General features: G+C 46.8%; 8 protein-coding genes. All 8 read left to right on the top strand.

What is annotated here, in order from left to right:
- The first annotated feature begins 9 nt into the window (after positions 1 to 9).
- The 8 genes from cyoE (at position 10) to EAE30_RS03635 (ending at position 13061) form a co-directional block, all read left to right on the top strand.
- Complete coding sequence (gene cyoE / locus EAE30_RS03670) at positions 10 to 879, top strand: heme o synthase (RefSeq protein WP_123014721.1); 870 nt, start codon at positions 10 to 12, stop codon at positions 877 to 879.
- A gap of 105 nt (positions 880 to 984) precedes the next feature.
- Positions 985 to 1341, top strand: coding sequence for a YibL family ribosome-associated protein (locus EAE30_RS03665; RefSeq protein WP_123014720.1), 357 nt, complete (start codon positions 985 to 987; stop codon positions 1339 to 1341).
- 596 nt (positions 1342 to 1937) lie between these two features.
- Positions 1938 to 4391 (top strand): glycogen/starch/alpha-glucan phosphorylase, encoded by a 2454-nt coding sequence (locus EAE30_RS03660; RefSeq protein WP_123014719.1) that lies wholly within the window; start codon positions 1938 to 1940, stop codon positions 4389 to 4391.
- 87 nt (positions 4392 to 4478) lie between these two features.
- Complete coding sequence (malQ, locus tag EAE30_RS03655; RefSeq protein ID WP_123014718.1) at positions 4479 to 6665, top strand: 4-alpha-glucanotransferase; 2187 nt, start codon at positions 4479 to 4481, stop codon at positions 6663 to 6665.
- Between the two features lie 209 nt (positions 6666 to 6874).
- The gene (glgB, locus tag EAE30_RS03650; protein WP_390258202.1) at positions 6875 to 9061 is read left to right on the top strand and encodes a 1,4-alpha-glucan branching protein GlgB; all 2187 of its coding nucleotides are present in this window, start codon (positions 6875 to 6877) and stop codon (positions 9059 to 9061) included.
- A 341-nt stretch (positions 9062 to 9402) separates the two neighbouring features.
- On the top strand, positions 9403 to 9921 hold the full coding sequence (hcp-2, locus tag EAE30_RS03645; protein WP_123014716.1) for a type VI secretion system effector Hcp-2: 519 nt from the start codon (positions 9403 to 9405) through the stop codon (positions 9919 to 9921).
- Positions 9922 to 10050: 129 nt separating this feature from the next.
- Positions 10051 to 12177 carry a type VI secretion system Vgr family protein gene (locus EAE30_RS03640; protein WP_123014715.1) on the top strand — a complete coding sequence of 709 codons (2127 nt, stop codon included), beginning with the start codon at positions 10051 to 10053 and terminating at the stop codon, positions 12175 to 12177.
- Between the two features lie 5 nt (positions 12178 to 12182).
- Positions 12183 to 13061 carry a DUF4123 domain-containing protein gene (locus EAE30_RS03635; protein ID WP_123014714.1) on the top strand — a complete coding sequence of 293 codons (879 nt, stop codon included), beginning with the start codon at positions 12183 to 12185 and terminating at the stop codon, positions 13059 to 13061.
- The last annotated feature ends 3 nt before the right edge of the window (positions 13062 to 13064 follow it).

Genomic DNA, 13064 nt, shown 5'->3' with positions numbered 1-13064 from the left:
GCTTTTTGTATGCTTAAAGGTTATCTCTCTATAACTAAGCCAGGGATTATCATTGGTAATCTCATCTCAGTAGCGGCGGGGTTTTTCCTCGCTGCTCAATCAGAGGCATTCAGTGCTTACACGCTGTTATGTACTTTGTTGAGCGTGGCAATGGTCATTGCATCAGGCTGTGTTGTTAATAATATCTTTGATCGAGATATTGATGCCAAAATGCAACGTACTCGTAATCGGTTGCTCGTCAAAGGGGAAGTCGACAGTGATCGCGCTTTTGTCTTTGCTCTTGTGCTGCTGTTGGCGGGTACTGGCCTAATTTATCGGGAGGTAAACCCGTTATCGGCTGTAGTTGTACTGTTAGGGTTTGTGTTTTACGTCTTTTTCTACACCATGTGGTATAAACGTACATCGGTTTATGGCACGTTGGTGGGAAGTATTTCTGGTGCAGTGCCTCCGCTTGTCGGTTATGTGGCTGTGACCAATTATATTAACGTAGAAGCTTTACTGTTATTCGTTCTATTTTGTTTATGGCAAATGCCGCATTCTTATGCGATCGCCATGTTTAGAATGGACGATTATCGTAACGCCAACATCCCAGTCCTGCCTGTGGTTGCAGGGATAGAGAAAGCACGTAAACATATGATGGCTTATGTTGTGGCTTTCAATGTTGTCGCTTTTGCGCTGTACTACTTTGGCCAAGCTGGCTATGAATATTTAGTTGTTGCTGGCGCAGTGTGCTTTATGTGGACGCGTGTGACTTTCCGAGCTATTGAAAACAATGATTATGTGACATGGTCAAAATCGGTTTTCAAGACTTCCCTGATTGTGGTCATGGGAATAAGCTCTGTGCTTGGACTTGAGCTGGCGACTATGGCATTGATTTAGCAAACACCGCTTGAATGATTTTTATAAAAAGGCACTCTTTGAGTGCCTTTTTCTTTATGGGTGTTATACTGCCGCCCTTATTTTCTAGACAGAGCCGAGAGCCTCATGAGTTTAAATACCGAACTTCAAAACCTTAACAATCGCCTTGAGACGCGTCGCAAAAAGCTGGATACGGCTCGTCAGCGCGGCGATCAAGAGCTTATCAGTCGTTTTACCAATGAGATTGCTGAACTTGAAAAGCAACAGCACCAAGTAAAAAGTAAACTGCAGTACGATGTTGATAAAAAGCGCCGTACTTTAAACGATATGCCGTTCTCTCGTGAATTAACCAAAGCAGAGCAAGCCGATTTGGGTAAACTGAAAAAGTCGGTCAAAGGATTGGTTGTCGTTCACCCAATGACCAAAGAAGGCAAAGCATTGCGTTTAGAAGCGATGACCGGATTTGCCCCTAAGCCATTCTAAGCCAGAATAGGGTTGTAATGAGGTAACGTATTGCGTTTCCTCATTATTCTGTTTCTCGGCGGCATAGCGCTCGTTCTATCCAATCTCTTTTCGGTATTCTTTCTATACCTTTTTCGCTTTCTTCTACTCCGCTTATCTCGCTTATTCAATAACCCCGCGCGCCTTCTGGCCTTACTGCACTGCATTACTGCAAATTTATTGTCTTACCGATCCACTTCAACTGTGAAAGCTCTCACAATATCGCAGAGTATATTGTGTAGAATATTTAACCAGTTTGCGAATTTTAATGTAATAGTTTGCATGCTCGTATACAGAGTGTGATCTGAGATTTATATTGGAAACAAATGATCGGAAATATCATTGGCCTGACTAAAAGCACAACTAATGTTTATACAGGACTATGTTTTAGTGTGGATCCTCCTGTTTTTATCATGTTGATTTGATTAGCTTGTATCAGGTTGGATTACCGCATCGTAGTGACAGGATGTGTGCTACACCCCAGATAAACCATGGACGATTCGCAGTCGAAATGAAGTGGTCATCCTCAGGTATAGCACGTCGCCTTTTAGATGGATGACAATAAGCGAGAACTTTCGATGAAACCGACCCAGACCCACCCGTTTGATAAAAAGTTATTTCAAGACAATGTTAAGCGTCATTTGAATGTCACGTACGCAACGACGGTAGAGAATGCTTCTCCTCATGTCTGGTACTTAGCCATGGCAAAAGCACTGGCAGAGTTAACCATGTTGAATTTGCTGGAAACTGAGCAAGATAAACAGGTGATCAAAGCGAAAAGCTTAAATTACCTGTCGCTTGAGTTTTTGATTGGCCGTTTAACCGGCAACAACCTGATCAGCTTAGGTCTGTATGACGACATTCATGATGCAATGCAGGAACTGGGGCATAGCCTCAGTGATTTGCTGGAAGAAGAGCGCGACCCATCATTAGGTAACGGAGGCTTAGGCCGTCTTGCGGCGTGTTTTATGGATTCCTGTGCGGCGATGGAGTATCCCACCGTCGGATACGGCTTACATTATGAGTACGGTTTGTTCAAACAGTCATTCCAAGACTGCCGCCAACAAGAGGCTCCCGATGCTTGGCAAGGCATTGAAGGTTATCCGTGGGAAGTCCCTCGTCCTGAATTACAACAAGATATCGGCTTTTATGGCCACGTTGATGTGGAATACATCGATGGGGAAGAGCGTCGAACTTGGGTGCCGGGAATGCAAGTGCAAGCCATGCCATGGGATCTGCCGATCGTTGGGTATGAAAATAACACGGTTTATCCATTACGTTTGTGGGAAGCACGAGCGATTGCACCGTTCTCTTTAGAAAGTTTTAATAATGGCAATTATTTTGAAGCGCAGCATGCGTTGATTGATGCCGACAACATTACCAAAGTGCTTTATCCCAATGATAACCATGAGAAAGGGAAGACATTACGGTTGATGCAGCAGTACTTCCATAGTGCGGCTTCTATCCGTGATATTTTACGCCGTCATCTCGCAGCGGGCTTTTCATTGGATGAGCTACCAGAGTATGAAACCATTCAATTGAATGATACCCATCCAACCATCGCCATTCCCGAGCTCATGCGTATCTTTATCGACGAACAGGCAATGCCTTGGGAGCAAGCATGGGGGATTTGTAGTAAAACATTTGCCTATACCAACCATACACTCTTACCGGAAGCGTTAGAGACTTGGGATGAAAGCTTGATCCAACGTTTGCTACCTCGTCATATGGAAATCATTTATGAGATCAACCGACGCTTCTTACTCGAGGTGAGCGATAAATGGCCGGGTGATGTCTCAAAACAGCAAAAGCTGTCCATCATTCAGGAAGGATTCCATCGTATGGTGCGTATGGCGAACCTATGTGTGGTCGGCTCTTATGCCGTAAATGGCGTGGCGGCGTTACACTCGGATTTAGTTAAGCGTCATCTCTTCCCAGAATTTCATGCGTTATACCCAGAGCGTTTAACCAATGTGACCAATGGCATTACGCCGCGTCGTTGGTTGAAGTTTTGCAATCCAGACTTGTCTCAACTGATTTCTCAAAAAATTGGTGATAAGTGGCCAGCCCATCTTGAGCAATTGGAAAAGATGGCTGAGTATGCGGATGATCGCGACTTTCAAGAACAATTTATGGCCGTGAAGAAAGCCAATAAGCAACGTTTGGCTGACTGGGTTCAAGAGCATATGGACATTGAGTTAAATACGGATGCGATTTTCGATGTTCAGATCAAACGCTTACATGAGTATAAGCGTCAGCACCTCAACATGTTGTACATACTCTCGCTTTATCATCGTTTAAAAACGGACGAGAGCTTCGATATGCATCCACGGGTGTTTTTCTTTGGGGCCAAGGCGGCCCCTGGCTACTATTTAGCGAAAGAGATCATTTATGCGATTAACAAAATCGCTGAAACGGTCAATGCTGATCCAGACACGAACGATAAATTGAAAGTGGTCTTCATACCTGATTATCGCGTCAGTATCGCTGAAATTATTATCCCTGCGGCCGATGTATCCGAGCAAATCTCCACCGCCGGTAAAGAAGCGTCGGGCACGGGTAACATGAAGTTAGCACTGAATGGCGCGTTAACCATCGGAACGATGGACGGTGCGAACGTTGAGATTCGTGAAGAGGTCGGTGATGACAACATTTATATCTTTGGACTGGATGTAGATGGTGTCGATGAAGTGAGGGCCAACGGCTATAACCCTTATGATTGCTATCAAGCGGATCCGTTACTTAAAGAGTCGCTGGACCTTTTGGTTGATGAAACCTTCACGCCTGGTGAGCCTGGTAAGTTACGTGCCACCTATGACAGTCTGTTAAATGGGGGAGACCCATATTTAGTCTTGGCGGATTTTGCTTCCTATGTGCAAGCACAAGAAACAATTGATCGCGATTACCGTGATACTCAAGTGTGGGCAAGGAAAGCCATCTTAAATACCGCGATGATGGGTAAGTTTAGTTCCGATCGGAGTATTCGTGACTATGTCAATCGCATTTGGAAGCTGATACCTGTTACCCGTTAATCGATAAAGGCAAAGTGAATGCTCACTTTGCCTTTATTTATATTGTGAGAGTGCTCATTCAACGTCAAGCTGGGAGGCTGTCAGACGATGATTAATACCGCAACGTTGCACCGTATCTCTGAGTTTATTCCGATAGCCAACCATTATATCAACGCGCGTGGTGAGCATACCGATGTGTCACCCAGTGTCATCGAAGCGTTGTTGCTCGCTTTGGGTTACGACACCAGTAGTGATGAAGCCCTGATAGCCAGTGTCGAGCAAAGACAGACACACACCGTGATTCCAACGGTTCTCGTCGTTAATCAAGCGGATGCCATTACTTTTCCTATCGAATTGCCCGCCTCCTCCTCAATGGAGACATGGTCATGGCAAGTGCTGACTGAGCAGCAAGCGCAGTATCAGGGCACATTAAGTGAGGTTATTGGCGATTATGAGCACACCGATCCCCCCATTATGGTGACGTTGCCGTGTGATCTCCCCCTTGGCTATCATCAATTGATGGTGAACAACAAACGAGACTCTTCGTGTTATCGCATGCGAATCATTGTCGCGCCTCCATCCTGTTATAAGCAGCCCGAATTACAGCAAGGGAAAAAATTGTGGGGGCCAAGCATACAGCTATACACTTTAAAAAGTGCCCACAATTGGGGAATGGGAGATTTTGGGGATTTACAGCATTTAGTCAAAGACATCGCATCGAGAGGAGGCGATTTTGTTGGTTTGAACCCGATTCACGCGTTGTTTCCCGCCAATCCAGAAGCAGCCAGCCCATATAGCCCATCGTCTCGTCGTTGGCTTAATGTATTTTATATTGATGTCACCATGGTGCCAGAGTTTACCCATAGCGAGGCGTTACAAGAATTGGTCAATAGCCCGCTTTTTGTACAACAGTTACAGCAGGCGCGAGCAACGGAATGGGTCGATTATTCACAGGTCGCTGCGTTAAAAATGCAGGCGTTCCCATTGTTGTATGCGCAATTTAAGCAGCAGCACCTTTCATCAAATACTGAGCGAGCCCAGGCGTTTCATCGGTTTGTTGAAGCGGGTGGGGCGAGTTTATGGCAACAGGCGACATTCGATGCATTGCATACTCACCTCCAGCAGCAACCCAATACCGTGTGGGGATGGCCTGCTTTTCCAGACGAGTATCGCCGTTATGAATATGCGGCTGTGACTGAGTTTGCTGAGCAGAACACGGAGCAAGTGGCGCTGCATTTGTATTTGCAGTGGGTGGCCGCAGAACAAATCGAGCAGGCTCAGCAATTGGCGATAGAGCTGGGAATGGCGATTGGCCTCTATCGAGATCTTGCGGTGGGAGTGGCAGATTCAGGGGCAGAAACGTGGTCTGACAATAGCAGCGTCGTGCTGGATGCCAGCGTAGGGGCCCCACCGGATATTCTCGGCCCATTAGGACAGAATTGGGGATTACCACCGATTAACCCTGAGCACTTACAAGCGACTGGGTATGAGTTGTTCATTGAATTATTACGCCGCAATATGCAGCATTGCGGGGCGCTACGGATTGACCATGTGATGGGATTATTGCGTTTATGGTGGATTCCGAAAGGAGAGAGTGCCATTAATGGTGCGTATATGTATTACCCCGTCAGAGAGATGATGTCTATTTTGGCGTTGGAATCGCATCGACAACAATGCAGCGTGATTGGCGAGGATTTGGGGACCGTTCCTGATGAAATGGCGGATTTGTTGCGCAATGCCGGCGTCCATTCTTACAAAGTCTTTTTCTTCGAGACATCGCCCACCGACGGGGGATACATTTCTCCTTCTCATTATCCTGAACAGTCGATGGCAACGTTATGTACTCATGATATGCCGACCCTACGAGGGTTCTGGCATTGCGATGATCTGAAAATGGGCGCTGAGATTGGTTTGTATCCGGATGAGCCAGTATTACAGCGCTTATTCGATGAAAGGTTACGTGATAAACAGCAGATATTAGACTCCGTTGCTGGGCACCATCGCTTACCGGAAGGGATAAGTATGGATGCGTTGTCCGTGCCGATGAGTACAGCATTGAGTGATGCGTTGCAGTTACATGTTGCTGCTGGGCAGTCAGCGTTATTAAGTGTACAGTTGGAAGATTGGCTCGCGATGGACAAACCTGTGAATGTGCCGGGGACGGTAGATGAGTATCCGAATTGGCGACGTAAACTTTCGCAGGATTTGGAGCAAATTTTTGCGCGGGATGAGGTGAATCGTATCGCACAACAATTAACGACGCAGCGTGAACAAGTGAGCCAGAACAACGAGTAAGCCGACGTGTTTTCGTTTGCTGGTGGACAAGAAATCTTGTATCGGTCACGCCATGCTGTACTAGGCTTCACTATTATTACATTGCCGTAATATTCTCTTTAGAGGGTATTGATATTTTACAGGCGAATGCTATTTGCCTTGTGATCATGGAAGACAAAATTTGCTGTCTAACGCGAAAGCGTTCAGTAAATTTCGGGAGTTTTTTGACGTTGACTATATTGAATAAACCATCGAAATTGCACACCATTTACCAATCGCTTGAACAGGTGAAATGCGCCGACCCGTTTGGTGTGTTAGGTCCATACCTTCCACACGATCAAGGCGCATTACGCGTCTGGATGCCGGGTGCTGATCATGTCTCTGTGATCATTGACGGAGAAGATCCAATGGTGATGCAGCGCGAAGGTGAGGGCGGATTTGTCTTGTCTCAGGATCGCGATCTTCGCTTGACCCATTATCAGCTTGCCATTGATTGGGCGGGTCAGCAGCAAGTGCTTGATGATCCCTACCAGTATCATGATATTTATGTCGATTATGAGGCGCTGCATACACCGGTCACCATGTATCATGAAATGGGCGCGCAAGTGGTTGACTTACAGCGCGATGGAAAAACCATTCAAGGTACGCGTTTTCTGGTGTTTGCGCCGCATGCCTCAACGTGCAGCTTAGTGGGGGAGTTTAACTATTGGGATGGCCGTCGTACGCCAATGCAGCGGCTCGATTATGGCTTATGGGGCATTTTCATTCCCAACCTACCACAAGGCTCACAATATAAATTTGAGCTCAAAGGTCCCAACGGCGAGCTCTTACCGCACCGCGCCGATCCATGGGGATTTCAGGCTGAGCAATACCCATCCTTGGCCTCGGTTACTTATGATCATTCGCAATATCAATGGCACGATACAGAGTGGCAAACACGACCTGTGACGGATAAGCGCAGACAGCCTTTGTCCTTCTATGAGTTGCATGCCGGCTCTTGGCGTCGAGGAGATGATCATCGGTTTTTGACCTATCGTGAATTGGCGGATGAGCTTGTTCCCTACTTAACGGATATGGGGTATACCCATGTTGAGTTGATGCCCGTCTCTGAATACCCATTTTATGGCTCGTGGGGTTACCAGCCGGTCGGATTATTTGCCCCGACGAGTCGTTTTGGCTCCCCCGACGATTTTAAATATTTTGTGGATCAATGCCATCAAGCCAATATCGGGGTGGTGCTTGATTGGGTGCCTGCCCATTTTCCCGCCGACAGTCATGGATTGGCGAATTTTGACGGTACGCCACTGTTTCATGATCCCGATCCACGACGCGGATGGCACCAAGATTGGAATTCCTATATTTATGATATGGGTAAAGAGCATGTTCGTCGCTTTTTGGTGTCTAATGCGCTGTATTGGTTCGAGCAGTTTCATATTGATGGGATTCGCGTCGATGCGGTTGCTTCCCTGTTGTATCTTGATTATTCAAGAGAGCATGACCAGTGGGTGCCCAATATCGATGGTGGACGAGAAAATTACGATGCCATCGCCATGCTCAAATGGATGAATGAAGAAGTGTATCGCCATTTCCCGAATGCGATGACCATTGCAGAGGAGTCCACCGCGTATCCGGGCGTGTCAGCGCCTACGTTCTTAGGTGGGCTCGGATTTGGCTTTAAATGGAACATGGGGTGGATGCACGACAGTTTAGATTATATGGCGCAAGATCCGATTCACCGTCGTTACCATCACAACACCATTACGTTTCCATTGATTTATGCGCACAGCGAAAATTACATTTTATCCTTGTCTCATGATGAGGTGGTGCATGGCAAACGCTCTCTGATTTACAAGATGCCGGGAGACGAATGGCAGCAAACCGCCAATTTACGGGCGTTCTTTGGGTATATGTATGCACAACCGGGTAAAAAGCTCAATTTCATGGGATCGGAGTTCGCGCAAACCAGCGAATGGAACCATGACGATCAATTGCAATGGTTTTTGCTGGCTTTCCCTCGTCATAAAGGGATGCAAACATTAGTGCGAGATCTGAACCATTGCTACTGTGCTGAGCCAGCGTTATACCAGTTAGATAATGAACCCGCTGGCTTTGAATGGCGGTTGTCTGATGCTGATGAGGCAAGCATTCTCGCGCATGAACGTTTGAGTGCCGATGGGCAACGTATTTTGGTGATCAGTAATTTTACTCCAGTACCACATGATGATTTTCGTCTTGGTATTCCACAGGCAGGTCAATATCAATTGCTCATGAATACCGATGATGGTCGCTATGACGGCAGTGATTATATGGTGCATACGTTAGTACAGTCCGAAGAGAGAGAGAGTCAAGGTCTACCAAACTCGTTGCACTTACGTCTTCCACCTTTAGCGACGGTATTTTATAAACTCATTGATTAAGTGTTCTTTGAGTCGATCGCTAAATGGTGAATGTGTCGTGAAATGACGCTCGATTTACACTATAAATCGGGCGTTTTTTCTCTTTCAATAACGGTATCTCACCGGCAAATTTTGTGCACAATCCCGCTTTGAAGCGGGATCACACTTTCTTATTGAGCCCCGATCGTTAACTTGCCCGCTGAGCAAGATCTTGCTCATAATTAGGCAGCTTGTTGCTTTAATTATGAATTGTTTATTATAAGTGACTGATTTTTATAGATGATAATATTGGCATCGACCTTGCTCTTTCTATAGGGACATCGCGCTGTGCGCATCAATCATTTTTTAGAAAGGAATTTGCAATGCCAACTCCATGTTATATCTCAATTGAAGGTCAAACTCAGGGTCTTATTACTGCTGGTGCATGTACCGCAGATTCAATCGGTGACTCATTTGTTGAAGGTCACGAAGACGAAATGTTGGTTCAACAATTTGATCACAACGTGACAGTACCGACTGATCCACAATCTGGTCAGCCATCTGGTCAACGTGCTCACAAACCCTTTAAATTCACTGTTGCACTAAACAAAGCGGTTCCATTGCTATATAACGCATTGGCATCTGGTGAAAAAATGTCAACAGTAGAACTAAAATGGTACCGTACTTCTATTGAAGGTAAACAAGAAAACTTCTTTACTACCAAGCTTGAAAATGCATCGATCGTTGATATTCATTGTGAAATGCCACACTGTCAAGATCCAGCGAAAGCAGACTTTACCCAAAACGTTACGGTTTCTCTGTCTTACCGTAAAATCACTTGGGATCACATCAACGCAGGAACTTCAGGTTCTGATGACTGGCGTAAACCAGTCGAAGCGTAATTCACCACGCTTGCGAACGATTCGCCTACCCCACGGGGTAGGCGAACTATTGAACCTTAAGCTCAACGCATTGTATGGTGTTCTGAGCTTAAGGTTTTACTGTTTTAAGAACGTATAGGAATCATGGGTATGGCTAAGCTAGGTTTTTCAATTAAAATCGATGGGTTAGATGACGATACGTTGGTTGTCCATCGCTTTGAAGGGCATGAATCGTTATCAGAGAGTGTCTTCAAAGGGCAACCGTGCTACGGCTTTCACTATCGATTTGAATTAGCAAGCCGACAATCGACCATCACGCCACCGCAGGTGGTGGATAGAGCCGTGGATGTCACTGTGTTTCGTAATGACGAGGTGGTGCAGCGTATCAATGGTATTGTACGCCAGTTTACGCAAGGCGATATTGGTCATCGCTTTACCTATTATTCTTTAACGCTGGTCCCCACACTGGAACGGTTATCCTTACGTCAAAACAGCCGTATCTTTCAGCTCAAAACGGTCCCTGACATCTTGTCCACCTTGCTACAAGAAATGGGCATTAATGATTATGCCTTTAATTTGCAACGGACGTGTGCTCAGCGCGAGTTTTGTGTGCAATACCGGGAAACGGATTTAGCCTTTTTACATCGTCTCGCCGCCGAAGAGGGACTGGTGTATAACTTTACCCATGAGCAAGGCAAGCACACGTTAGTGTTTACCGATGCAAGCGCCAACTTGCCGTCACTCAGTGCGCCGGTTCCCTATAATGCGCTGGCAGGTGGCACCAATGATGAGCCGTATATTTCACAATTGAATGCCCATACTCGCAGCGAAGTCAGTAGCACGGCGTTGCAAGATTACAGTTTTAAAAAGCCAGCGTATCAATTTGCTCAGCAAGCGCGTGGGCAAAATATGGACTATCAATTGACCGATTACGAACATTTTGATTCGCCTGGTCGGTTCAAAGATGATGAATCCGGTAAAGCGTTTAACCAAATTCGTTTAGAGTACCTGCGCCGTGAAGCCAAAACCTTCCGCGGGAAAAGCAACCAAGCGGCGTTGCGAGCGGGGTATGGTTTCACGCTTTCTGAGCACCTTGATACGGCGATGAATGCCGATTATGTGCTGGTGGCGGTCACCCATCAAGGCACCCAGCCTCAAGCATTAGAAGAAGAAGGCGGCAGTGGCGCCACCACTTACTCAAACCAGTTTACGGCGATTCCCAGCACGGTGAATTGGCGTGCCACCCCGCAGCCGAAACCGCTGGTGGATGGGCCAATGATGGCGATAGTTGTGGGGCCGAAAGGGGAAGAAATTTTCTGTGACGATAACGGGCGTGTGAAAGTGCATTTTCCATGGGACCGATATTCGTCTGCCGATGAACATAGCTCATGCTGGGTACGCGTGTCACAAGGTTGGGCAGGCTCGCAATATGGCATGCTTGCCATTCCACGGATTGGCCACGAAGTGATTGTCTCGTTTTTAAATGGCGACCCTGATCAGCCGATCATCACCGGCCGTACTTATCATGCGACCAATACCGCGCCTTATCCACTGCCGGATAATAAAACCAAAACCGTGATCCGCTCTGAGACCCATCAAGGGGAAGGGTTTAATGAACTGAGTTTTGAAGACCAAGCGGACAGCGAGCAAATTCATGTGCATGCGCAAAAAGACTATGAGGGGCTGATTGAAAACGATCATACACAGCTGATTCATAACGATAAACATCTCACCGTTGATCGCGATAGTTATAGCCAAGTCAAAAATAACCGTCACTTGACGATCCGTGGAGAGAGCCGCACTAAAATTACCAAAAATCACAATGTGGATGTCAAAGGCTCACTGCAACAAAAAGTCACGGACAAAACCATTGTGGATGCGGGCAGTGAAGTGCACCTTAAAGCTGGGAATAAGATTGTGTTAAACGGCGGCGATGAAATGACCCTCAAAGTCGGCGGTAGCTTTATCAAAATGGACGCCGCCGGAGTCACGGTGGTCGGCTCCGCGATTAACATCAACTCTGGCGGCAGCGCAGGCGCAGGCTCAGGCTATGCCGGACTCGCTGCCTTACTGCCTAAAGCACTCAAAGAAGTCAAAGCCTTAGCCGAAGCCGTTATGCCCAGTGCGGTGGCATCGCAAACTGGGGCGAGTGAAGAGATCAAGTCGGCTGACGTCCCGCAAGAGAACGTGGCTCAGTTAGATGAGTTGGCGGTGGGTCAGCAAGTGGAAGCATTGAAAGGAAAAGCCCCTGTGGCCGAAAACTGTAAGGCGAAATAAAGGCGATGATATTTCAGTTACGCGATTTAAAACCGTCATTTGCTGAGCAAGATGCGAATACGCCGCTGTATTTGTTTATTGATGGCGGCCAAGTGGACAATCTTGCGACGCGTTTATACCAATTATCCAGTCATTTGGATATTGAGCCAATGTATTTGTATGCCCCTTATGATGCATTGAAATCGGTCTCTCCGTATATTATTCGTGCGACGGCAGAGGTGAGACAATGGTTCTTTAGTCTCAATGATATCACGGCAGGCTTCTTTTTTAGCTCAGATGCACCGCTCGACCACCTGCGTGATTATTATCGCCGTTTTATTCAAGTACAGGCGCCGTATGGCAGTGATGTCATGCTTAAAATGGCCCATTCAGAAGTGGCATGGGTCTTATTAAGTCATGCTGACTCGCCTTTTTGGGGCGCAATACAAACGGCATGGTTACCCACGCGCTTAGGATGGCAGGTCCTGCATGCGCCTAAAACCCCAATCGCACTCGATGACGAGACGATGTTTGTGCTCAATGATAAAGTGTGGGAAGAGTTGGGGCGCATTGCTTGGCGCAATAGCCTAGAAACCATTGCCGCGCACCTTGATCGTTGCTTCCCTGAGGAGCGTAGTAAGCAGTCTGATTTTGGCCGTTGGATTGATGCGCATGCCGCAACAGGCTATCAACAAGGCTTTACGACCGAGCGTGATTTGTTGCAATACTTTAACGTGTTGGCGTGTGTCGGGGATAACCCGAAACACATTGAAAAGCGCCATCCTAATATCTACACATTAATGACGAAACCGTCGGTATCCACCCCTTCGCAACGCATAGAAAAAGCCGCAGAGATGGCATGGGCATATTATGAAACGTCAGTACAAGGCAAGGTAGGAGAATAATCC

This window comes from Vibrio zhugei, assembly GCF_003716875.1.
Lineage (GTDB): Bacteria > Pseudomonadota > Gammaproteobacteria > Enterobacterales > Vibrionaceae > Vibrio > Vibrio zhugei.
This window is presented reverse-complemented; position numbering and strand designations above follow the sequence as displayed.